The sequence below is a fragment of the Polaribacter haliotis genome, assembly GCF_014784055.1.
Taxonomy (GTDB): domain Bacteria; phylum Bacteroidota; class Bacteroidia; order Flavobacteriales; family Flavobacteriaceae; genus Polaribacter; species Polaribacter haliotis.
This window is the reverse complement of record NZ_CP061813.1, coordinates 2,214,220-2,238,277: the sequence shown is the minus strand read 5'-3', so window position 1 is coordinate 2,238,277 and position 24,058 is coordinate 2,214,220. Positions and strand designations below refer to the sequence as shown.

Sequence of the window (24,058 nt, the reverse complement as noted above, 5' to 3'; positions counted from 1 at the left end):
TTTTTTTTTGTCGTAAAATTATGTTGAGACTAATAAGGTATATTAACTTTTCTTTTTTTAAGTTCAGAGATAAATTTCATCAATTCGCATTCGGCGCAAACAACAAATCTGTGGGCGTATCTACATCATATAAATATTGATATCCTTTTGATTCTTTCTTGCAAAAAGGCTCTAAAAGACGAAGCATTTCCATATAACTTTCCATTGTTAAAATGCAGAAATACGTTTCGTTGTCTTTGGTTAGAATTCCTTCATCCGATTTGAATAAACCAAAAATTAAATTACAATCTTCTGTGTCGATAAAATCAATTTGAGATAAATCTAACCGTTGTTTTTGGTCGATAACCGTATCTTTCAATAAATCTCTGAATTGAATTGCTTCAGCTTTATCAAAATCAAATAAGCGAACAATATTTTCTTGAAGACCATTGTAATTGTCTATATAATCTAATTTCATATTTAATGCGCTTCTAACCAGTTTAAACCAATATCCATCTCTACATCTAAAGGAACTTCCATTTTAAAAGCATTTTCCATTTCGTGTTTTATAATTGGTTTTATTATTTCTAACTCGTCTTTATGAGCATCAAAAACCAATTCATCATGTACTTGCAATAGCATCTTCGATTTAAAGTTTTCTTCTTCAAAACGTTTGTGAATATTTATCATTGCTAATTTAATAATATCTGCTGCAGAACCTTGTATGGGCGCATTTACAGCATTTCTTTCTGCGCCACTTCTTACCATTGCATTTTGCGAATTAATATCTTTTAAATATCTACGTCTGTTTAAAACCGTTTCTACAAAGCCATGTTCTCTTGCAAAATCTACTTGTGCAGACATGTATGCTTTTAATTTTGGGTAGGTTTCGTAATACGTATCAATTAATTCTTTTGCTTCTCCTCTCGATAAATCTGTTTGATTACTTAAACCAAAAGCAGAAACTCCATAAATAATTCCAAAATTTACTGTTTTTGCGTTGCTTCTTTGCTCACGAGTAACTTCATCAATAGGAACATTAAATACTTTTGCAGCGGTTGAAGCATGAATATCTTCGCCATTTTTAAACGCATTTATCATGGTTTCTTCTTGACTTAAAGCTGCAATAATTCGCAATTCAATTTGAGAATAATCGGCTGCCAATAATACATAATTCTCATCTCTTGGAATAAATGCTTTACGAACTTCTCTTCCTCTTTCTGTACGAATTGGAATATTCTGTAAATTCGGGTTGTTAGAACTCAACCTTCCAGTTGCAGCTACAGCTTGCATATATTGTGTATGAATTCTTCCGGTTTTTGGGTTAATTTCATTAGGCAAAGCATCTACATACGTGCTTTGTAATTTTTTATATTGGCGATATTCTTGAATATCTCTAATAATTTTATGGTCTTTTGCCAAGTAAGATAAAATGTCTTCACCCGTTTTATATTGTCCTGTTTTTGTCTTTTTTGGTTTGTCTACCAACTTCATGTTTTCGAACAACACAATTCCTAATTGTTTTGGAGAAGCAATATTAAATTCTTCTCCAGCTTGTTCGTAAATATTTTTTTCAAGTCTGTTGATATCATCCGTTAACGCAACTGATAATTCCTTTAAGAAATCTACATTTACGTTAATTCCTTCAATTTCCATGGCTGTTAAAACGGAAACCAAAGGCAATTCAATATCATTAAATAATTTGGTTACGTTTCCACTTTCCAATTCACCAGTAAACAATTGTTTTAGTTGAAAAGTTATGTCTGCATCTTCCACAGCATATTCTGTTTGGTCTGCAATTGGTACAACTCTCATAGAAAGCTGATTTTTTCCTTTTTTACCAATCAATTCTGTAATAGAAACTGGTTGATAATTCAAATACGTTTCTGCCAAAACATCCATATTATGTCGCATATCTGGATTGATTAAATAATGCGCAATCATTGTGTCGAATAATTTCCCTTTTACAGGCATTTTATAATTCGATAATACTTTAATATCATATTTTAAATTGTGCCCAATTTTCTCGATTTCACTTTCGAAAAATGGTCTAAATTCTTCTAAAATTGCCTTTGTTTCTTCTTGGTCTTCAGGGAATGAAACATAGTATCCTTTTCCGATTTCATAAGAAAATGCAATTCCGATTAATTCCACTTCTAAGGCTTTTAAACCAGTAGTTTCAGTGTCAAAACAAACCGAAGTTTGTTGCATTAATTTTTGAAGTAATAATTTTCTTGAGAAAGGAGAATCTATATGTTGATAAAAATGATTTGTGTTTTCAATCGTTTTAAATCCAGATGCAACTTCAGCTTCAGAAACACTTCCAGTTCCAGGAGCAGCAAATAAATCAAACTGACCTTCAGTATTTGAAGCTGTTTTTTTAGCAACCGCTTTTGGTTTTTCTTCAGTTTTATTATCAGAAGTATTTGTGGTTGTTTCAGTCGAAAAAGTTCGTAAGAAATTCGTTAATAAATTTCTAAATTCTAATTCGTTAAAAATTTCAGTTACTTTTTCTACATCTGGTTGGTCTAACTCAAAATCTTCTGCATTAAAAGTTACAGGAACATCTAACATAATAGTTGCCAATTTCTTGGAAAGTAAACCTAACTCGCCATTAGCTTCTATTTTCTCTTTCATTTTTCCCTTTAGCTCATGTGTGTTTGCCAATAAGTTTTCCATAGAACCATAAGCAGCCAAAAACTTCTTTGCAGTTTTTTCTCCAACTCCTGGCAAACCAGGAATATTATCGGAAGAATCTCCCATCATTCCTAAAAAATCGATGACTTGTAAAGGATCTGTAATTTCGAATTTTGCCAATACTTCAGGAACTCCCCAAATATCATAACCACCACCAAAACGTGGTTTGTACATAAAAATATTTTCGGAAACTAATTGTGCAAAATCTTTATCTGGAGTTACCATAAAAGTTTTGTAACCCTCTTTTTCTGCTTGTTTAGAAAGTGTTCCAATAACATCATCTGCCTCAAAACCTTCTTTTACCATAATAGGAATGTGCATCGCTTTTAGAATTTCCATAATATATGGAACCGCCAATTTTATGGCTTCTGGAGTTGCATCTCTATTGGCTTTATAAGCTTCGAACATTTCTACTCTGTCTGCACTGCCACCTTTATCGAAACAAACGGCTAATTTATCTGGTCTTTCTCTTTTAATTACATCTAAAAGTGAATTCATAAAACCCATAATTGCAGAGGTGTCTAAACCTTTAGAATTAATTCTTGGGTTTTTTATAAAGGCATAATATCCTCGGAAAATTAATGCGTACGCATCAACTAAAAAGACTCTTTTTTGATCTTGCATAGAGTTGTTTTTGCTATTAAAAATAAAATATAAGATAGAAATGAGTGATTTAATAATTGTCACTACAGACTCTGCAGTAAAGCTACGAAACTTTAACATCCTATTAAAATTCAATCGGTGTTTTAAGCAGTATCTTTGATAAATTTTTTAAATTTATTTTATGCCACGTTGGTTAATTCCTCTTATCATTTTATTAGTTTTAATTATTGTTGTAGAAGTTTATACTTTTCAAGCATTTAAAACCATATCTAAAAGTAAATTAGTTCGTTTTTCTTTTTTAGCAATAAGTGTAGCAACTTATGTCTATTTCTTCTTAACCGTTTTAACTTACGATAGAAGCAAAGGACAAACACCCGAGTTTCAAATGGCAATGGGAATTTTACTAACAGTATCAATTCCTAAACTAGTTATTATTTTTATGCTTTTTGGCGAAGATATTTATAGGTGGATTGTAAAAGCGATTTCAGCAATTTCCAATGGAGAAACGCAACCTTTACCAACTAGAAGAAAATTCATTTCTCAAATTGCATTAGGTTTGGCTGCAATACCTTTTGCTGGTTTTATTTACGGAATTATTCAAGGAAAATACAATTACAAAGTTTTAAAATATAGCTTAACTTTTAAAGATTTACCAGAAGCGTTTGACGGTTTTACCATCACTCAAATTTCAGATATTCATTCAGGAAGTTTTACCAATAAGGAAAAAATAAAATACGGAGTCGATTTAATTAATGAGCAAAATTCTGATATTATGTTATTTACAGGAGATATAGTAAATAATAAAGCAGATGAAATGGACAATTGGATCGATGTTTTCGATAAATTAGAAGCAAAAGGAGGAAAGTTTTCTATTCTTGGAAACCATGATTATGGCGATTATATGGATTGGAAAAATCCGCAAGATAAAGTAGACAATTTTCAGCAAGTAAAAGATATTCATAAAAAAATTGGTTTCGATTTATTGTTGGACGAACATAGATATTTAGAAAAAGACGGACAAAAAATCGCTCTTCTTGGCGTAGAAAATTGGGGAAAAGGATTCAACCAAGCAGGAGATTTGCAGCGAGCATCAACAAACGTAAAGCAAGAAGATTTTAAAATTTTAATGTCTCACGACCCAAGTCATTGGGAATACAAAGTTAAACAAGACCCTTTTAATTACCAATTAACTTTAAGCGGCCATACACATGGTTTGCAAATGGGAATCGAAATTCCTGGTTGGTTAAAATGGAGTCCATCTAAATATGTCTATAAACAATGGGCAGGTTTGTACAATGAAGCAGGCAGATATATTAATGTAAACAGAGGTTTTGGTTACCATGCATTTCCAGGACGTGTTGGAATTTGGCCAGAAATTACAGTTATCGAGCTTAAAAAAGGTTGATAATCAGCTAATTCAATAAGAATTCTTATATTTGTTACAGAACGATTGAGTAATTTATACGTTTTTCCCCCTTAAAAACTTTATGTTATGACAAAATTTGGCGAATTAATTAGTGTAGATAAACCAGTTCTAATCGATTTTTACACAGATTGGGACGAGGTAGAAAACAACGTACATACTTTAAGAGATGTTGCTGCAGCTTTAGGCGATAAAGCCAAAGTAATTAAGATCGATATTAAAAAGAACGAAACTTTAGCAGACGCTTTGCGTGTAAAAGGAAACCCAACTTTTATGATTTACAAAAATGGCCAAATGAAATGGCGCCAAACAGGTTTCCAAGACGCAAAAACCTTAATAGGTTTGGTTAAAGAATATTTTTAATTTTTTTTCTGAAGCTATTTCCTGCTTTCCACTATATCTTTTTATTTGTCATTATGAATAAAATTTTTTGCTTTATGTGGCAATCTCATAATTTATAAACAAATTGCTTTTATTTAAGTAATAAAAAGGATGTCGTTTCAATCAGGGCTAAACTTGTTTGCTAGTTTATTTTATTGCCTTAAACTCGAATCCTTTTTTAGAAAATTCTTCTAAAACTTTGGGCAATACAAAACGCAATTTCTCAGAAGCTTTTACACTATCGTGAAAAACAATAATACTTCCGTTTTTAGTATTTCTTAAAACATTTTGTAAACATTTTTCTTCAGAAATAGAAGTATCAAAATCTGCAGATAAAACGTCCCACATTATAATTTTATAGCCTTTTTTTAGGATTTCTTTAGCTTGACTTTTTTTTATTTTCCCATAAGGAGGTCTAAAAAGTGGTTGTTTAATTGTTGAATTGTTGAAATGTGTAATTGTTTTTTCACACTTCAAAAAATTATCTATATAAATGTTGGTTTTAGTTTTCCAACCATTCAAATGATTTTGCGTATGATTTCCAACAGTATGTTTATCAGTAATAATTTTGTTAAAAATTTCTGGATGATTTTCTATGTTTTTTCCAATGCAAAAAAAGGTTGCTTTTGCATTATATTTCTTTAATTCTGCTAAAACAAATTCGGTAATTTCTGGAGTTGGTCCATCATCAAAAGTGAGATATATTTCCTTTTTGTTTAAAGAAAAACGCCAGATATATTTAGAGAAAATTCTCGCAATAAAATCTGGCGTTCGGGGGAAATATACTTTCATAAAAACTTATTGTTCATCTGGCAATAAATGACTAAAAAGCTTAAATACGTCATCTACAGATTGTTTTTGTTTTGTAACATATTCTGCATCTTTATCGTAATTTTTTAAATCATTTAAAAGAGTGTCTAAAATGTAAAAAGTTCTTTGGAATTCCTCTTCAATGGCATTCAAATCATCTATCTTAAAGGTGCTAAACCAAATTGCTTTTTCTTTGTAAAGAGTTAATAAAATTTCCGCAGTTTCTCTTGCCTTCTCTTGCTTTCCTAACAAGTAATACATTTCTGGATATCCTAAAGATAAACTATAATGGTCGAATTTTTCGATTGGTAATTTGTCTATAGATAAGTCTAAAACCTCTAAAGCTTTAATTGTATCGCCTTCTTTTGCAAATGCTTCAGACAAACGCATTAAACTATTTCTTAGAGAAATTGCATTCCTTTTGGTTTGTTCGTCTAAATAAATTTCTCCGTTATTAATGTTTCTCCATTCTAATTTCTTGATGTTATTGTACATTTTTTCTGTATCTATTCTTCCAATATCAAACAAGCTTAATTCTCTTTGTCTTCCACTTTCGTCTTCGAATTTAATTGGTGTTTTAATAGGAACTAATTTAAAAGCCAAACCATCTAATTGTAAGTAATCTTTTAGCCAGATATATTCTTCATCTGCATTTGCACCACCTGTAAAGTAAATAGGGCGTTTCCAATCGTTATTTGCTAAAATATCTAACATTAAAATACGATTCTTAGCAATTGCTCTTCCTATTGTAATGTCTATATAATCAACAATTTTGTCTGCATCTTTTTGTGCAACAATGCCGCTTTTAAGAACATTTTCCTTATTTACTGGAATTCTAATTTTAGTGGTTGGCATCATTTTTTCAGGAATGCCATTTTCATCTAAATCGTAAAAAGTACGTTTATCATCACTTTCCATCCAACGCATAAAATCTTTAATCGCTATTGCAGAATCTTTAGGAATTGCTCTTAATTCTTCAAAGAAATAAGCCACATCTAAACTACCATATTTGTATTGGTCGTGTGTTAATTGAGACGGAATTGGAGGTGCATCGTAAGTTGCACGTTTCATTTGATCTATATACCAATCTGTTGCAAATAAACTTGTGTTTACCAACTTTAAATCGGTTCTAATTCCTTCTACCTCTTGCATGTACCAAAGTGGAAATGTATCATTATCTCCAATCGTAAACATAATCGCATTTTGGTCTGCACTTTCTAAATAAGCTTGTGCATTTAAACGAGTAGTGTATCTGTTTGAACGATCGTGGTCGTCCCAATTTTCGGAAGCCATTAATGTAGGTACTGCTAATAAAGAAACAACCGAAACTACAATTGCAACCGTTTTTTTATTAGCGATGTTTTTTAAATATTCATACAATGCTAAAACACCAAAACCAATCCAAATGGCAAAAATGTAAAAACTTCCTACCACTGCATAATCTCTTTCTCTTGGTTCAAAAGGTTTTGGATTTGTATAAAAAATAATAGCAAAACCAGTAAAAGCAAAGAATAAAAAGAGTGTAAAGAAATTTTCTTTATCCCATTTAATATGAAATAATAAACCAATAATACCTAGAATTAAGGGTAAAAAGTAATATTTATTTCTTCCTTTATTTTCTAAAACTTGAGTTGGTAATTTCTTTTGAGAACCCAATCTAGCTTCATCAATTAAATCGATTCCACTAATCCAATTTCCGTTAAAAATGTCTAATCTTCCTTGAATATCGTTTTGTCTTCCTGTAAAATTCCACATAAAATAACGTCCATACATATATCCAAATTGATAGCTAAACATAAACTTCATGTTTTCGCCAAAAGTAGGTCTGCGTTTGCTGTTTTTTGGAATTCCAGCAACTGCTTTGTACATTTCTTCTGCAGCAGGATCTACCATTCTTGGAATAAAACCTTTATGTTTATCTGACCAATTTCTGTTGGCGTTTTTATATTTATTTACAATAACGTATTTGCCATCTTTTTTCTCATACTTTGGCTTATCGTCTTTAAAAGGTTGCGCCCCATCTTGATCGTTATTATATGTATTTGAATAATAGGTGTCGTAGAAAACATTGGCATCTCCATATTGTTCACGTTCGTAATAAGCTAATAATTCACGTGCACTTGAAGGATTGTTTTCGTTAATGGTTGTATTTGCGTTTGCTCTAATTGGTAACATCATCCAAGAAGAAAAACCAATCATAATAAATAAAACCGAAAGAATTAAAGTATTTGTATGTATTTTGTTTTGTTTACGTGTATATTTTAATCCGAAGAAAAACAAAGCAACTAAAATAATTGCTGCGATAATACTTCCTGAATTGTAAGGCAAGCCAACTGTATTTATAAAAAATAGTTCGGATGCACTGAAGAATTTTAATGTAAAAGGAAATAAAAATTTAAAGACAAAAGCCAAAACAATAACAGATAATACTGTTGCAACTGCAGTGGTTTTTAAGTTGATATTTTTATATGTTTTAAAGAAATATAGCATTACAATTGCAGGAATTACCAACAAAGAAAGTATGTGAACACCAAAAGATAATCCTACCACAAAACTGATTAGAATAAGCCATTTATTTCCTCTTGGAGTTGCAAGTTCTTTTTCCCATTTTAAGCCTAACCAAAATAAAAGTGCCATTAAAAAAGAAGACATTGCATACACTTCACCTTCTACAGCACTAAACCAAAAACTATCTGAAAATGTGTAAGCCAAAGAACCAACAATACTACTTCCTAAAATTGCGATGTAACTTCCGTCAGTAAATTTACCAGACTTTAGCGCTAGTTTTTTTCCTAAATTTGTAATGGTCCAAAACATAAACAAAATTGTAAATGCACTAGCAAGAGCAGACATAAAGTTTACCATTTTTGCAATTTCAGCATTATCTGAAGTAAACATTGCAAAAAATGCCCCTAACATTTGAAATAATGGAGCTCCAGGTGGATGCCCAACCTCTAATTTTACTGCAGTAGAAATATATTCTCCTACATCCCATGCACTAACAGTAGGCTCTAATGTTAAGGTGTAGGTAATTAATGCAATAGCAAATGTAACCCATCCTAAAATGATGTTCCATTTCTTAAAATTTTCTGATGTCATAATGAACAAATAATATGTGGCGAATTTAATAATAATTATTATTAAATGGCGATTTAAGTGTTTTATTGCAAGAGTTAAAGCTCTTAAAACTTTGTTAAAGTCAAAATTTGTAAAAAAATGTTTGTGAATTTAAAAGAATAGATTAAATTTGCACCCGCATAAAAGCATTGGCCTATGGTGTAATTGGTAACACACCGGTTTTTGGTACCGACATTCAAGGTTCGAGTCCTTGTAGGCCAACAAAAAACTCCTAACAAATTTAATTTGTTAGGAGTTTTTACTTTTTTTAGAGTTTTTGAAAACGAAATTTTACACTTTCAGAATTCCATCCATCATTTTTCTTTATTTTAAAAAAATTTTTCTAGAATTGATAAAGTCACGAAAAATTGTAAATAAGCAAACAAAAAATTTATGCTTATACTATTTTTCGGACAATTAAAACTGTAATTTATAACAAATACTATGAAAAAATGGATCTTCACCAATTTAGAAACCCTTCAATTTATATTCATCTCTACAATCGGGGTTTATATTGCCATAATAATTCTCACTAAGATTTTTGGAAAACGAAGTTTTTCTAAAATGTCGAGTTTCGATTTCGCTTGTACAATTGCTATTGGTTCTGTAATTGCGTCGACTTTAATATCGAAATCGGTTTCTTTATTAGAAGGTGTTTTTGGCTTGTTGGTCATTTACAGTTTACAAAATGGAACAGCCTATTTAAGAAGATATAAACATTTTAGAAGTGTGGTAGATAACAAACCTTTGTTTTTAATGATAAGAGAAGAAATTCTTTGGGATAATTTGAAAAAAGCAAGAGTAACTGAAGGAGATTTAAGAGCAAAATTAAGAGAAGCAAACGTAATTGAATTATCTGAAGTAAAAGCAGTTATTTTCGAAACTACAGGAGATATTTCTGTATTACATTCTTCAGAAGATAAAAATATTGACGATTGGATTGTAGAAGATGTTGCTAATAAGTAGTTAAAATCGATCATTTTATGATTAGAGTTACTAAAACTATCAAATAAGCCAAAGAAACCTTTTTATCTAATCTATTTTTGTTTCGAACAGAATATGAACCTAAAAATTTAGAAAAATGAAAGTACAAGCTTATTTAGCATTTAACGGAAATTGTCAAGAAGCATTAAATTTCTATGGAGAATTATTTAATGCAGATGTAAAAAATAAAGAAACTTATGAGGACAAGAAAATCGATGTTCCAAGTTCATACAGAAGCAAATTACAACACGCAGAATTAAAAGGAAAAGGAGTTCATTTTATGGCATATGATGCTGCTCCAGATACACCAATAAATAACGGAAATCAAATTCATATGAGTGTAGATTTGAATGATAAAGATGAAGCCGAAGACGTGTTTAATAATTTAGCTGAAAGCGGAATAACGCATCACACATTTAGAGAAAGAGAATGGGGTTATTTTGGAAGATGTACAGATAAATATGGAATAAATTGGATGGTAAACTGCAATAGTTAATTCAACTTTAGTTATATCTTAAAAATGGATTGCATTAAATTGCAATCCATTTTTTTATGCTTTATCTAATTTTTTTAATAATTATATTCTATTACTTTAGCATCTAATTACACTTATTAAAATTTATTTTAGATTTAACTTCATTAAAAACCCATTAAAGCAACATGTTTAAGTTTAAAGCAATTCTGTTTTTTTTAATCTTACTCTCTTTTATTTCATGTTCTAAAGAAAACCAAATTAAGAAGTATAAAATAGGTTTTTCACAAACTGGGCATAAAGATGATTGGAGAAAAGCCATGAATCAATCCATGGAAATTCAAGCGGCATTTAACCCAGAAATTGAACTAACAATTTTAGAAGGTAATGATGATATTAACAATCAAATAAAAGACATAGAGCAATTAATAAAAGACAAAGTAGATGTTTTAATTGTTTCACCTGTAAAGTCTAAACCAATTACACCAATTGTAGAAAAAGCTTTTAAATCTGGTATACCAGTATTAATTGTAGATAGAAAAATAGAAGGAAATAATTATACTGCATATCTTGGTGGAGACAATTACCAAGTTGGTTTAGATGCTGCAAATTATTTAGCTTCTATTTCAGAATCTAAGAAAAAAATAATAGAAATTAAAGGACTATTTGGCTCATCACCAGCATTAGAACGTAGTTTAGGATTTAACAATATTGTAAAAAAGAATAAAAATCTAGAAGTAATTAAAACTATAGAAGGCAATTGGGAAAGTTTCTCTATTAAAGATAGTTTACGTGTAGTATTAGAAGCACATAAAAATATAGATTTTATTTTTTCGCACAACGATAGAATGGCTTTAGGTGCTTGGGAAGTGGCTAAAGAAATGGGATTGCAAAATTCTATAAAATTTGTTGGGGTAGACGGTTTACCTGGTAAAAAAGGTGGAATTAAATTAGTACAAGAAGGACTTTTTTTAGCTACAATCTTATACCCTACTGGCGGAGACGAAGCGATTAAATTAGCTTTAAAGATTTTAAAAGATGAGAATTTTGAAAAAAATAATATTTTAAATACTACAGTTATAGACAGTAGAAATGCTGATATTATGAAAAATCAGTTTGACAAAATCTACCAACAACAACAAGATATAGAACATCAACAATTAAAAATTTTAAAACAAGAAAAAACCTATACCACACAAAGTCTAACTTTAAAATTGCTACTTGCACTATTAATTATAAGTGTTTTATTAGCTTCTTTTAGTATTTACTCTAGATTTAAATTAGAAAAGAAAAAAAGAGAGTTAGAAATTCAGAATAATAAAATTACAGTTCAAAGAAACCAAATTAAAAAAATTAATGAAGCCAAGACCAATTTCTTTACAGGTTTATCTCATGAATTTAAAACACCAATTACACTAATTTTATCATCTATAGATTCACTTTCAGAAAATAAAAGTATTAGAGATAATAAGTTGTTAAAAGAAGTAGGACTAATTTTTAATAATTCTAAACGTTTATTAAGATTAATAAATCAATTAATAGATTTTAGAAAAATAGAAGATAAAAAATTTATATTAAGAGCCTCTAAAACAAACTTATATCAATTTTCAAATACAATTTTTAGAGATTTTGAGAGAGAGGCCCAAAAAAGAAATATAAAATTTACTTTAAACACTAATAATGAATATCTAGATGTTTATTTAGATAGAAATTTAATGGATAAAGTTTATTTTAATTTACTATCTAATTCTTTTAAATTTACCCCAAATAATGGTTTTATTAGTATAAATATAGAAGAAGTTAAAAATAGTAATTTTGTTAAAATTTATTTTAAAGACTCTGGCATTGGTATTCCTGTAAACGAGATGGATAGCGTTTTTAAAGCTTTTTACCAAGGTTCTAATAACAATAAAACTAGTTCTGGTATAGGTTTACATTTATCTAAAGAATTTATAGAATTACATAAAGGTAATATAGAAGTAACTTCTAATAATGGTGTAGAGTTTATTATAACATTATATAAAGATAATGTACATTTAAATTCAGATGAAATTGTATTTGAACCTGAAATTTTAGATAGTCCTATTTTAAGTTTCGATCTAGATTATGAAGATGATGCCTTTACTGTACAAAGTAATTTAAACAGAGAAGATAGAGACACAATTCTTATAGTAGAAGATAATGTAGATTTAGTAAAATTCTTAAACAATAAATTAAGTTTAGAGTATAATATACAAATAAGTAATGGTAATGATGTTTTAGAAAAGGCATTTGACTTAATACCAGATATTATAATTTGTGATGTTAATTTACCAGAAAAAGATGGTTTTGAAATTTGCCAAATTTTAAAAAAGGATATTAGAACATCTCATATTCCATTAATTATATTAACAGCTTACGATAGTAAAGAATCTTACATTAAAGGTTTAGATTCTGGTGCAGATTTATTTCTTACTAAACCCTTTAGTTTTTCAATTTTATATAGATCTTTAAAAAACCTACTTTATAATAGAGATAAACTTAGAAAACACTATATAAAAAATATTTATAAGAAAGAACAAAACCAAAAAGTAGACCTTTTAGAACAAGACTTTTTAGATCTAATGAATAAATATATTTATGAGAATCTAGATGATTCTTCTTTCTCTGTAGAACAACTGGCTAGTAAACTAAACATATCTAGAGTACAATTGTATAGAAAAATTAAAGCAATTTTAAATGTAAGTATAAGCGATTATATTTTAAACATTAGATTAGAAAAAGCAAAAGTATTGTTATTAGAATCTAAACTTACAATTTCAGAAATAGCATATTCAGTTGGTTTTTCTTCGCCAAGTTATTTTTCTTCTACCTACAAAAACAAGTTTGGTAAAACGCCAAAATCATACAAGAAAAATTAACAAGACTATAACATTTAGCCTAAGTTATTACATTTTAATCTATGTTATTTTAACTAAAAATGTAACTATTTTATCATTTCTAACGGTTTTAATATAAAATATGATACATAATAAAATACATAATTAATTGATTTAAAGATAGTTATATTATTATTTTTGTTTTTTAACACTTATGTAACAATTCTTATACTTTATTCATTCACTTGCATTTAGTTTAGCCAATAATAAATCTAAACTTTTTTAAGCATGAATAAAAAGATTTTAATTTGGTCCATTACAGCAGCACTTGCAGGTTTCTTATTTGGGTTTGATACTGTTGTAATTTCTGGTGCAGAAAAAAAATTACAGTTATTATGGGGAACAACAGACTTTTTTCATGGTATGGTTGTAATTGGTATGGCATTATGGGGTACTGTAATTGGAGCTTTTTTTGGAGGTATACCTACTAATAAATTAGGAAGAAAACAAACTCTAATTTACATTGGGGTACTGTATACCGTTTCTGCTATTGGTTCTGGTTTAGCAAATGATCCTTGGACTTTTGCTGTATTTAGGTTTATTGGTGGTTTAGGAGTAGGTGTTTCTACAATTGCTGCACCAGCTTACATATCTGAGATAGCACCAGCAAAAGATAGAGGTAAACTAGTAGGTCTTTATCAATTTAATATTGTTTTTGGAATTTTAATAGCATTTTTATCTAATTATCTATTAAACAATATTGGTGAAAATGCATGGAGATGGATGGTTGGTATAGAAGCATTACCAGCAGCCATATATACTCTAATTGTTATAACCGTTCCTAAAAGCCCTAGATGGTTACTTACAAAGTTAAGAAATGACGAAGCAAAAAAGTCTTTAAAAATTATCAGCCCTAATTTAGATCCAGAAAAATTAATGATGGAAATAAAGTTAGAAATGGATAATACTGTGCCAAATGAAAATATTTTTCTTAAAAAATATAGATTTCCTTTAATACTAGCTTTTTTAATTGCTTTTTTTAATCAGTTTTCTGGTATTAACGCTTTCCTTTATTATGCTCCTAGAATTTTAGAAGAAGCAGGTTTAGGAGAAAGTGCTGCATTATTAAGCAGTATAGGTGTTGGTTTAACAAACATGCTTTTTACACTTTTAGGTATCTTCTTAATAGATAAACTAGGGCGTAAGCAACTAATGTATATCTGTTCTTTTGGCTATATAATTTCTCTTTCACTTGTATCTGCAGCATTTTTTCTAAATTGGGAAGGTGGTTTTATGCCAATTTTCTTATTTATGTTTATTGCAGCACACGCAATTGGTCAGGGTACAGTTATATGGGTTTTTATTTCAGAAATTTTCCCAAACCATTTACGTAGTTCAGGTCAGTCTTTTGGTAGTTCTGTACATTGGGTATTAGCAGCAGTAATTCCGTCTTTAGTTCCAGTTTTGTTTTCTACAATTGGCGCAGGAATTGTCTTTTTAGTTTTTGCAATAATGATGGTGCTTCAATTACTTTTCGTATTTTTTATGATGCCAGAAACCAAAGGAGTTTCATTGGAAGATTTAAGTAAAAAACTTATCAATAGAAAAAAATAAAATAATTCAAACTAATTTATAATGAAACATTTACAATTTAAAAAACTGATTCTTGTAATGCTAGTATTATTTGCATTTATTGGTTGTAAAAAAGATACAGAAATTAAATCTATTTCTGAAGAAGACTTGTACCGCCCAAACTTTCATTTTACACCAAAAAAAGCTTGGATGAATGATCCTAATGGAATGTTTTATTACAATGGTTACTATCATTTATATTTCCAATACCATCCAGAAAGTAATGTTTGGGGACCTATGCATTGGGGGCATGCAATTAGCACAGATATGATTTCTTGGACAGAGCAACCTATTGCCATTTATCCTGATGAACTTGGAACCATCTTTTCTGGAAGTGCAGTTGTAGATATAAGCAATTGCTCTGGATTAGGAGAAGTTGAAAAATCTATTCCAATTGTTGCTATGTATACGAACCATAAAGATTTTGGTAACGGAAAAGTTAAACAAGTACAAAGTATAGCTTACAGTCATGACGAAGGTAAAACTTTTAAGAAATACGAAAACAACCCGGTTATAGATAACGATTCTATTAAAGATTTTAGAGACCCAAAAATTACTTGGGATGATGATAGACATAAATGGATTATGTCTCTTGCAGCTGGAGATAAAATTATGTTTTACGATTCTAAGAATTTAAAAAACTGGAACTTACTTTCAGAATTTAAAAAAGATATAAACTCTAAAGATGGAGTTTGGGAATGTCCAGATTTATTTAAACTACCAATTAAAGGCACAGAAGAATTTAAATGGGTATTATTTGTAAGTGTTGGAACTGGTGGGCCAAATGGTGGAAGTGCAACACAATATTTTATTGGAGATTTTGATGGTAAGAATTTTATAATTGATAAAGAATTTGAAAAAAGCTTAAAAGAAAATCATACATATTGGTTAGATTTTGGTAAAGATAATTACGCTGGTGTTTCTTGGTCTAATGCAAGAACAAAAGATGGTGCTAAATTAATGATTGGTTGGATGTCTAATTGGGATTATGCAGTAAAAGTACCAACAGAAACATGGAGAAGTGCGATGACAATTCCTAGAAAAGTAGAACTTAAAAAAGATAATAATGGTTATCGATTAATTACGAACCCAGTACAAGATTTAAATAAATATAGAGGCACCAAATTTAAAAAAGAAAATATTTCTGTAAACGGAAATACAAAAATTATTGGTTCAGAATCTATTGATTTAGCAAGCACAGAAATAAAGTTTAACATAGCTAATTTAAATGATAAAAGCTTCACTTTTATACTATCTAACAAAGTAAATGATTCGCTTTTATTTGGCTATGATCATACTAAAAATTCTTTTTTTATTGATCGTAAAAAATCTGGAAAAACATCATTTTCAGAAAAGTTTGCTGATAAAATATCTACCACTTTAAGAACTTCATCTAACAAAAACCTATCAGGAACAATATTAATAGATAAAACATCTATAGAATTATTTTTTGATGATGGAGAAACTGTTATGACAGAAATATTTTTTCCAAACCAACCCTATTCAACCTTTTCTATAGAAACAAATAATCAAGAATTACTTCTAGATAACATCGTAATAAATCAATTAAACATTAACTAAATTAAACATTAACTAAATTAAATTAAATTATGAGACGTAAATTACTCTTTTTACTTACAATATTTGCTCTTATCAGCATATCCGCCCAAGCCCAGGTTAAAGGTGTGGTTACTGATAAAGATGGAGATATGCCATTACCAGGAGTTTCAGTAGTTGTATCTGGTACTACGGTTGGAACAACAACCGATTTTGATGGAAATTATACTTTAGCCAAAGCAAAAGCTGAAGATACATTGGTTTTTAGTTACCTAGGTTACAAAACAGAAACCGTAAAAATAAATGGAAGAAGTGTTATAAATGTTGTTTTATCAGCAGAAGCAAGTCAACTAGACGAAATAGTAATAACAGGTTACACCAAAGAAAAAAAGGTAGATGTAACTGGTGCAATATCTGTTGTAGAAATGGCTCCTATTAAAGGAGTAGGTTTAAGTACAGGTAGTGCCGTACAAAGTTTACAAGGTCAAGTAGCTGGTTTATTTATAGAGAAAAACGGAGACCCAACAGGTACAAGCAACAATATACTAATTAGAGGTGCAACTACTCTTGGTAACAACAACCCATTATTTGTTATTGATGGTGTGCCAACATTAAGGCAAGAAGTTTTTGCAAGCTTAAACCCAAGTACAATAGAATCTGTTCAAGTACTTAAAGATGCTTCTGCGTCTTCACTTTATGGAGCTCGTGCAGGAAATGGTGTGGTGGTTGTATCTACTAAAAACAGATCAAAAGCCGGAGGTGCAGAAAAATTTAAAATTAGTATAAATTCAAACGTTTCAGTTTTATCAGAAAAAAAACAACGTTACAAAATGCTAAATGCATTGCAAAGAGGTGAAGCTTTATGGCAAGCATCTGTTAATGATGGTGCAGACCCATCTAGCGGTTATGGTGAAATATATAATTTTGATTGGAACGGTGATTTTAATAACCCTGTTTTAAATAATGTAACTGTAAAACCTTTTGTTGGAGGTGATACATCTGTACCGGTTGGAGATACTGATTGGCAAGATGCAACTTACCAAACTGGATATTTATACAATAATGAAATTTCGTTTTCTGGAGGTACAGACAATTCATTTCATTTAATAAATGTAGGTCATTTAAGTAATTCAGGTATCTTAAAAAATACAGGTTATGAAAGAATTACAGCTAAATTAAACTCTAATTTTAATTTGTTTGATAATAGATTAAGAGTTGGTGTAAATTCACAAATGTCTACCTCTGATGAAACATTAGCTTCTAGAGATGTTGGTAGTGCATTTACAACCAGTTTAGCTATATCATTAGCTCCAACAATTCCTGTATATGATGCAAATGGAGAATTTGCTGGACCTTTAGGTTCTGGTTATTCAGACAGAAACAACCCTGTTTTAATGCAACAACTTAATAGTTGGGACAACACTAGTAGAACTACTTTTTTTGGAAATATTTATGGAGAGTTTGATATCGCTAAAAATCTAACTTATAGAACTAGTTTAGGTATAGACTACAATGTAGTTGACAGAAGAGATATTGAAAGAAAAGTTAATAATGGTTTTATAACAAGAGGTACAAATAGATTAATACAAGGTAATCAAAAGTTTACTAGTTTAGTATTTACAAACACCTTAAATTATAATGTAGAATTAGCTGAAAAGCATAAACTAGGAGTACTTTTAGGAGTAGAATCTATTAAAGACGATCAAGATAGCTTTGTTGCACAAGCTGATGGATTTGCAGTAGAAACAGAATCTTTCTTTCAGTTAGATGCAGCAACAGGTGCAAAAACAAACACAGGCTCTTCAACTGGTAGTAGATTGTTGTCTCAATTTGCTAAAGTAAATTATGGTTACGAAGATAAGTATTTAGCATCTATAACTGTACGTAGAGATGGATCATCAAGATTTGGTGCAGACAATAGATATGGTATTTTTCCTGCAGCAACAGTAGGTTGGAGAATTAGTAATGAAGATTTTTGGAAAGAAAATGAAATTGTAAATTCTTTAAAATTTAGAGCAGGTTATGGTGAAGTTGGTAACCAATCTATTGGAGATTTAGCACGTTTTGGTTTATTTCAGTCAAATTATGGGCAAAATCAATTACAAGCAACCGGAGACACTTTTTTCTTTAATACGTTTTACAACGTTGGTACCGCTTATGATTTAAACGGAAATAACACAGGAAATTTACCATCTGGTTTTGTATCAATTCAAGCATCAAACCCAGCTTTAAAATGGGAAACTACCAAAGAATTTAATTTTGGTGTAGACTTTTCTTTATTAAACAATAAAGTAACTGGTTCTTTCGATTATTTTACTAGAGAAACTAGCGATATCTTAACAACACCACCAATTGCTTCTGTTGTGGGAGAAGGACAACAAAGAGTATTAAATGGAGCAACAACAGAAACAAACGGTTGGGAATTAGCTTTAGCGTACGCTAATACTTTTGAAAATGGATTAAAATTTACAGTTTCTACTAATTTCGGAGCTTTTAGAGATATAATTACAGCTTTACCTGATGAGGTTGTATCTTCTTATCCTGGTACAGTAGATAATTCTATTATTGGACATTCTCAATTTTCAATTTTTGGATATAAAACAGATGGCTTATTTCAAAGTCAAGCAGATGTAGATGCAAGCCCAACTCAAGTTGGAGCTAGACCTGGAGGATTAAAATTTCAAGATTTAGATGGTAATGGAAGTATAGATGCAAATGATAGAGATTTTATTGGTACAACTTTACCAGATTTAGAATATGGAATAAGAGTAAACTTAGAATATAAAAACTTCGACTTTTCTGTATTCGGCTCAGGTGTTGCAGGTAGAATAGGTTTAGACCCATATATATACTGGAATAATTTTGTACAAGGAAGAGAAAATGCTGGTTTAGGTGTTTTAAACGCTTGGACTCCAACAAACACTGGTTCAAATATTCCAGCGGCATCACTTGTAAATAACGATACAAGAACCTCAGATTATCTTTACAGAAAAAATTCTTATTTCAAAGTAAGAAACATGTCATTTGGATATTCTTTACCAGAAGAAATTGTAAACAAATTAGCAGGTATGACAAGTTTAAGATTTTACGTTCAAGGAGAAAATTTATTCTGGTTTACACCTAAAGACTATATAGGATCAGATCCTGAAAGAACAAATGTAGATAACATTCCTGTTCCAACAACATTATCACTTGGTCTTAACATTAACTTTTAAAAAATATTAAAATGAAGAATATAAAATTATTATTAGCGGGAATCTTTGCTACATTTTTAATAGCAGGATGTTCTGATGATTTCTTAGAATATGAACCAGAAGGTGTATTATCTAATGAAAACGTAGCTACAGCAGAAAACGCAGAAGCATTAGTTGTTGCTGCATATGCAGGAATAGCAAATGATGACATGGTAGGTCCACTTACTAACATGTGGGTTTATGGAAGTGTTAGATCTGATGACGCCTACAAAGGTGGTGGTGGTAGAGGTGATGTTGATATTGTAGATAGATATGAACAATACAACTTAACAATTGCAGACGACCCTTTAGATTGGATGGGACCAAGAACTTGGACTAATTATTATAAAGCAATATCGAGAGCTAATTTTGCTTTAAAAGTAATTAATGAAATACCAGATGCAGAATATTCAAACAAAGCTATAAGACAAGGAGAACTTCGTTTTTTAAGAGCGCACTCTCATTTTATGCTTAAACAATTGTTTAAAAAAATTCCATATATCACAGAAGATATATCGCAAGATGAAATTCTTGAAGTTTCTAATGATGTAGATAATAATGCTTTATGGAACACAATTGCAGATGATTTTCTATTTGCCTATAACAACTTACCTCAATCTCAAGATCAAGTAGGTAGAGCAGATAAAAACGCAGCAGCTGCCTATTTAGCAAAACTACGTTTATACCAAGCTTATGAGCAAAATGATACACACCAAGTAACTAATATTAATAGAGCATTATTACAAGAAGTAATTGATTATGCAGATGACGTTACAGGAGGGTTAGAAGCAGATTACGGTAATAATTATTTAGATGGTTTTGATAATGGTTCAGAATCTATTTGGGCTGCACAATTTTCTATCAATGACGGTACAACTGTTAGTAGAGTAAGTTTTGTAACTGGATTAAATTCGCCTCATGGAACTGGTTTATATGGTTGTTGTGGGTTTCATTTGGCTAGTCAAAATATGGTGAACGCATTTAAAACAGATGCTTCTGGTTTACCATTATTAGATACTTTTAATAGTAGTAATATTTTTGATGTTGTAGATGCAAATGGAGAAACTGCTTTAGCTGCAGGAATTACTTTAGACCCAAGAATAGACCATACAGTTGGTATTCCTGGACGTCCTTTTAAATATAGAAATACGGTAAATACTTCTGGAGATATGATTTACAACTTTAGTTGGGCAAGAGACCCAGGTGTTTATGGTTATTTCGGAAATATGAAAGAACAACAAGCTCCAGATTGTGGTTGTTATGTAAAAGAAGGGCCATTTGTTGGTACTTCTAAAAACGTAGATTTTATTAGATATGCAGATGTACTTTTATTTAAAGCAGAAGCTTTAATTCAATTAGATCAAGTAGATGCTGGATTAGACCTAATTAATCAAGTAAGAAGAAGAGCTGCAGCTAGTACGCAAAGACAAATAGATGCAGGAGCAACAGATGTGTATAATGTTGGAGAATATCCAATGGGTTTATCTAAATCTGAGGCTTTTAAAGCTTTAATGTTCGAAAGACGTTTAGAGTTTGGTATGGAAGGTCCAAGATTTTTTGACTTAGTAAGATGGGGAATGGCAGAACAAGTTCTAAATGCATATTTAGCAGTTGAAAAAACAAGAAAAGATTTTTTAACAAATGCTAATTTTACAGCTGGTAGAGATGAATACTATCCAATACCTCAAAGAGAAATAGATTTTACTGGAGGTTTATATAAGCAAAATCCAGGATATTAATAATATAGTGAATTGAGATTGTTTGAGTTTTTTTTTATTCCAGAAGAAGTATTAAATACTTCTTCTGGTTTTTTAAATTTTATATAATATGTCAAAAATAGTTTGTTTTGGAGAAGTGTTATGGGATGTTTTTCCTACTCACAAAAAAATAGGAGGCGCACCTTTAAACGTTGCAAGCAGATTAAGTTCTTTTAATCAGGAAGTAGTTATGATTAGTGCAGTTGGAGATGATAAACCTGGTGAAAAACTAATTGAGTATTTAGTAGAAAATAATGTTAATACAGAGCATATTCAAACTAAAAAAGAATATCAAACAGGTAAAGTAAAAGTAATGTTAAATGAAAAAGGTTCTGCTTCATATGATATTAAATATCCTAGAGCATGGGATAAAATTCGTTTTACTGAAGGGGCTAGAAATGCAGTAAAATCTGCAGATGCTTTTGTATTTGGAAGCTTGGTGGCTAGAGATGAAACCTCTAGAGATACCTTGTATCAATTAATTGAATTAGCTAAATATAAAATTTTTGACCTTAATTTAAGACCACCTTATTACACCACTGATGTTTTAATTCACTTAATGGAGAAAGCAAACTTTATTAAGTTTAATGATGATGAATTATTTGAGGTTTGTAAAGAGATGGGTTCTAAGTACAATTCTTTAGAGCAAAACTTAAAATTTATAGCAGAAAAAACAAATACTAAACATATTTGTGTTACTAAAGGTTCTCATGGTGCAGTTCTACTTCATGGAGGAGATTTGTATTATAACAGTGGTTTCTTAATTAAAGTTGTAGATACTGTTGGTGCTGGAGACTCTTTTTTAGGTTCATTAATAAGTCAATTATTAAATGAAGTAAAACCCCAAGAAGCTATAGATTTTGCCTGCGCAGTTGGTGCATTGGTTGCTCAAAGCGAAGGAGCAAATCCGGTTATAACTGAAGAGCAGATTCAAAAATTTGTAAATCCGTATTCATAAAATTTATTTTCTACTCCAGATTTTAACCTTGTGCCCCCAAAGCGCAAATAATAGAATTATAATATAACAAGGAATTAAAATCCAATAACTACTTGTAGAAGCAGTTGTCAAAGCATCTATTTCTTGTATACTGTTGGATATTAGTTCTTGTTTTTCAGCATCAACAATTTTTCCATATATAGGTGGAATAATTGCTCCACCAGAAATTGCCACTTTTCTGGACCACAGAATTTAGAAATTTATAAAAATAGATTTACGTTCTATTTAAATAATGTATTATTCCATCAAAAAAGCCTTTAAATCTTCATAAGAAGAAGCCTTAATAGCTACTTTTTTATTGTTAATTACTTTCTGAATCTGTGCAGGAATTTCAACCTTAACAGGTAAAGTTCCTTCTACAACATCTAAAAACTTTACAGGATGTGCAGTTTCTAAAAACACACCAAATTCGTTTTCATTTAAACCGAATTTTTCTAAACCTAAATAACCAACTGCTCCATGAGGATCTGCAACATAACCAGATTCTTTGTAAATCGCTTTCATTTTTTCGCGTGTTTCATCATCAGAAAAACTGTATGAAGAAAAATGATTTTTTAAAGCCTCAAAATCGTTGTTAAACAATTCCTGAATTCTAATAAAATTACTTGGGTTTCCAACGTCCATTGCATTAGAAATGGTTGCTTTAGATGGTTTTGGAGTATATTTTCCGTCTTTTAAATAATTAGGAACAGTGTCATTTACATTTGTAGAAGCCACAAAATGTTTAACTGGCAAACCTAATTTTTGTGCCATAATTCCTGCACAAATATTCCCAAAATTTCCGCTTGGTACAGAGAAAACTAATTCTTTATTTAGTTTTTTTAATTCTTTATAAGTAAAGAAAAAGTAGAACATTTGTGGCAACCAACGTGCCACATTTATAGAATTTGCAGAGGTTAAAGTCTTCGTGATTTCTTCATCTAAAAAAGCAGTTTTCACCATTTCTTGACAATCATCAAAAACACCATCGACTTCTAAAGCTGTAATATTCTGACCTAAAGTTGTCAGTTGTTTTTCTTGAATATCGCTCACTTTTCCTGAAGGATATAAAATAACCACATTTACGCCTTTTGCACCTAAAAATCCGTTGGCAACTGCGCCTCCAGTATCTCCAGAAGTCGCAACTAAAACAGTAACTTCTTTATCATTTCCTTGGTTGAAATATTCCAAACATTTTGCCATAAATTTGGCACCAACATCTTTAAAAGCCATTGTTGGTCCATGAAACAATTCTAAAGAAGCAATATTATCCGTAATTTTTACCACAGGAAAATCGAAAGAAACAGTTTCTTCAATAATTTCTTTTAATTTTTCAGTCGGAATTTCATCACCCACAAATTGTTTTATGACTTCAAAAGCAATTTCTTGATTTGTGTAATTCTCAATATTGTCAATAAAATCTTTTGAAAGTGGCGTAATTGTTTCCGGAAAATAAATTCCTCTGTCTTTTGCCAAACCTTCTACAACTGCGTTTTTAAAAGTTGTTTTTGGCGATTTATGATGTAAACTGTAGTAGTTCATTTTATTCGTTTTTTAGACCTTACAGGTTTTTAGAACT

General features: G+C 30.2%; 16 protein-coding genes and 1 tRNA gene. 11 read left to right on the top strand and 6 right to left on the bottom strand.

Annotated features, from left to right (window positions below):
* Nucleotides 1-79: 79 nt before the first annotated feature.
* Both H9I45_RS09545 and polA read right to left on the bottom strand, forming a co-directional pair.
* Nucleotides 80-457 (bottom strand): hypothetical protein, encoded by a 378-nt coding sequence (locus tag H9I45_RS09545; protein WP_088354807.1) that lies wholly within the window; start codon nt 455-457, stop codon nt 80-82.
* A gap of 2 nt (nt 458-459) precedes the next feature.
* The gene (polA, locus tag H9I45_RS09540; protein WP_088354808.1) at nt 460-3,300 is read right to left on the bottom strand and encodes a DNA polymerase I; all 2,841 of its coding nucleotides are present in this window, start codon (nt 3,298-3,300) and stop codon (nt 460-462) included.
* 160 nt (nt 3,301-3,460) lie between these two features.
* Here polA and H9I45_RS09535 point away from each other — a divergent pair, with 160 nt between their 5' ends.
* Together H9I45_RS09535 and H9I45_RS09530 are read left to right on the top strand one after the other, a co-directional pair.
* The gene (locus H9I45_RS09535) at nt 3,461-4,684 is read left to right on the top strand and encodes a metallophosphoesterase (protein WP_088354809.1); all 1,224 of its coding nucleotides are present in this window, start codon (nt 3,461-3,463) and stop codon (nt 4,682-4,684) included.
* Nucleotides 4,685-4,771: 87 nt separating this feature from the next.
* Complete coding sequence (locus H9I45_RS09530) at nt 4,772-5,065, top strand: thioredoxin family protein (protein WP_088354810.1); 294 nt, start codon at nt 4,772-4,774, stop codon at nt 5,063-5,065.
* A 165-nt stretch (nt 5,066-5,230) separates the two neighbouring features.
* On the opposite strand, the gene H9I45_RS09525 is transcribed toward H9I45_RS09530, so the two are convergent.
* Both H9I45_RS09525 and H9I45_RS09520 read right to left on the bottom strand, forming a co-directional pair.
* Complete coding sequence (locus H9I45_RS09525; protein ID WP_088354811.1) at nt 5,231-5,875, bottom strand: polysaccharide deacetylase family protein; 645 nt, start codon at nt 5,873-5,875, stop codon at nt 5,231-5,233.
* A gap of 6 nt (nt 5,876-5,881) precedes the next feature.
* A complete protein-coding gene (locus tag H9I45_RS09520) occupies nt 5,882-8,992 on the bottom strand; it encodes a glycosyltransferase family 117 protein (protein WP_088354812.1) in 3,111 nt (1,036 codons plus the stop codon).
* 168 nt (nt 8,993-9,160) lie between these two features.
* Here H9I45_RS09520 and H9I45_RS09515 point away from each other — a divergent pair.
* The 9 genes from H9I45_RS09515 (at nt 9,161) to H9I45_RS09475 (ending at nt 22,461) form a co-directional block, all read left to right on the top strand.
* Nucleotides 9,161-9,232: transfer RNA gene (locus H9I45_RS09515), tRNA-Gln, on the top strand.
* Nucleotides 9,233-9,454: 222 nt separating this feature from the next.
* Complete coding sequence (locus H9I45_RS09510; RefSeq protein ID WP_088354813.1) at nt 9,455-9,976, top strand: DUF421 domain-containing protein; 522 nt, start codon at nt 9,455-9,457, stop codon at nt 9,974-9,976.
* Nucleotides 9,977-10,091: 115 nt separating this feature from the next.
* Nucleotides 10,092-10,490, top strand: a complete 399-nt coding sequence (locus tag H9I45_RS09505) for a VOC family protein (RefSeq protein WP_088354814.1) — start codon at nt 10,092-10,094, stop codon at nt 10,488-10,490.
* Nucleotides 10,491-10,654: 164 nt separating this feature from the next.
* Entirely contained in the window at nt 10,655-13,366 is a 2,712-nt protein-coding gene (locus H9I45_RS09500) for a hybrid sensor histidine kinase/response regulator transcription factor (protein ID WP_088354815.1), read from the top strand.
* A gap of 246 nt (nt 13,367-13,612) precedes the next feature.
* Nucleotides 13,613-14,938 carry a sugar porter family MFS transporter gene (locus H9I45_RS09495; RefSeq protein WP_088354816.1) on the top strand — a complete coding sequence of 442 codons (1,326 nt, stop codon included), beginning with the start codon at nt 13,613-13,615 and terminating at the stop codon, nt 14,936-14,938.
* Between the two features lie 21 nt (nt 14,939-14,959).
* Nucleotides 14,960-16,537: a glycoside hydrolase family 32 protein gene (locus H9I45_RS09490; protein WP_088354817.1), complete on the top strand. Its 1,578-nt coding sequence runs from the start codon at nt 14,960-14,962 to the stop codon at nt 16,535-16,537.
* A gap of 29 nt (nt 16,538-16,566) precedes the next feature.
* Nucleotides 16,567-19,728 carry a SusC/RagA family TonB-linked outer membrane protein gene (locus H9I45_RS09485; protein WP_088354818.1) on the top strand — a complete coding sequence of 1,054 codons (3,162 nt, stop codon included), beginning with the start codon at nt 16,567-16,569 and terminating at the stop codon, nt 19,726-19,728.
* Between the two features lie 11 nt (nt 19,729-19,739).
* Complete coding sequence (locus H9I45_RS09480) at nt 19,740-21,485, top strand: RagB/SusD family nutrient uptake outer membrane protein (protein ID WP_088354819.1); 1,746 nt, start codon at nt 19,740-19,742, stop codon at nt 21,483-21,485.
* Between the two features lie 88 nt (nt 21,486-21,573).
* Nucleotides 21,574-22,461, top strand: coding sequence for a carbohydrate kinase family protein (locus tag H9I45_RS09475; protein ID WP_088354820.1), 888 nt, complete (start codon nt 21,574-21,576; stop codon nt 22,459-22,461).
* A gap of 3 nt (nt 22,462-22,464) precedes the next feature.
* Here H9I45_RS09475 and H9I45_RS09470 read toward each other — a convergent pair whose 3' ends face one another.
* Both H9I45_RS09470 and thrC read right to left on the bottom strand, forming a co-directional pair.
* Nucleotides 22,465-22,674 carry a hypothetical protein gene (locus H9I45_RS09470; RefSeq protein ID WP_228454829.1) on the bottom strand — a complete coding sequence of 70 codons (210 nt, stop codon included), beginning with the start codon at nt 22,672-22,674 and terminating at the stop codon, nt 22,465-22,467.
* Nucleotides 22,675-22,737: 63 nt separating this feature from the next.
* Nucleotides 22,738-24,021 carry a threonine synthase gene (gene thrC / locus H9I45_RS09465; RefSeq protein WP_088354821.1) on the bottom strand — a complete coding sequence of 428 codons (1,284 nt, stop codon included), beginning with the start codon at nt 24,019-24,021 and terminating at the stop codon, nt 22,738-22,740.
* Nucleotides 24,022-24,058 lie beyond the last annotated feature (37 nt).

What these genes read in the sequence shown, in the direction of transcription:
- H9I45_RS09485 (WP_088354818.1), top strand. Translation starts at nt 16,567, where the DNA reads ATGAGACGTAAATTACTCTTTTTACTTACAATATTTGCTCTTATCAGC.
- H9I45_RS09535 (WP_088354809.1), top strand. Translation starts at nt 3,461, where the DNA reads ATGCCACGTTGGTTAATTCCTCTTATCATTTTATTAGTTTTAATTATT.
- H9I45_RS09480 (WP_088354819.1), top strand. Translation starts at nt 19,740, where the DNA reads ATGAAGAATATAAAATTATTATTAGCGGGAATCTTTGCTACATTTTTA.
- H9I45_RS09545 (WP_088354807.1), bottom strand. Translation starts at nt 457, where the DNA reads ATGAAATTAGATTATATAGACAATTACAATGGTCTTCAAGAAAATATT.
- H9I45_RS09510 (WP_088354813.1), top strand. Translation starts at nt 9,455, where the DNA reads ATGAAAAAATGGATCTTCACCAATTTAGAAACCCTTCAATTTATATTC.
- H9I45_RS09475 (WP_088354820.1), top strand. Translation starts at nt 21,574, where the DNA reads ATGTCAAAAATAGTTTGTTTTGGAGAAGTGTTATGGGATGTTTTTCCT.
- H9I45_RS09530 (WP_088354810.1), top strand. Translation starts at nt 4,772, where the DNA reads ATGACAAAATTTGGCGAATTAATTAGTGTAGATAAACCAGTTCTAATC.
- H9I45_RS09525 (WP_088354811.1), bottom strand. Translation starts at nt 5,875, where the DNA reads ATGAAAGTATATTTCCCCCGAACGCCAGATTTTATTGCGAGAATTTTC.
- polA (WP_088354808.1), bottom strand. Translation starts at nt 3,300, where the DNA reads ATGCAAGATCAAAAAAGAGTCTTTTTAGTTGATGCGTACGCATTAATT.
- H9I45_RS09505 (WP_088354814.1), top strand. Translation starts at nt 10,092, where the DNA reads ATGAAAGTACAAGCTTATTTAGCATTTAACGGAAATTGTCAAGAAGCA.
- H9I45_RS09500 (WP_088354815.1), top strand. Translation starts at nt 10,655, where the DNA reads ATGTTTAAGTTTAAAGCAATTCTGTTTTTTTTAATCTTACTCTCTTTT.
- thrC (WP_088354821.1), bottom strand. Translation starts at nt 24,021, where the DNA reads ATGAACTACTACAGTTTACATCATAAATCGCCAAAAACAACTTTTAAA.
- H9I45_RS09495 (WP_088354816.1), top strand. Translation starts at nt 13,613, where the DNA reads ATGAATAAAAAGATTTTAATTTGGTCCATTACAGCAGCACTTGCAGGT.
- H9I45_RS09490 (WP_088354817.1), top strand. Translation starts at nt 14,960, where the DNA reads ATGAAACATTTACAATTTAAAAAACTGATTCTTGTAATGCTAGTATTA.
- H9I45_RS09520 (WP_088354812.1), bottom strand. Translation starts at nt 8,992, where the DNA reads ATGACATCAGAAAATTTTAAGAAATGGAACATCATTTTAGGATGGGTT.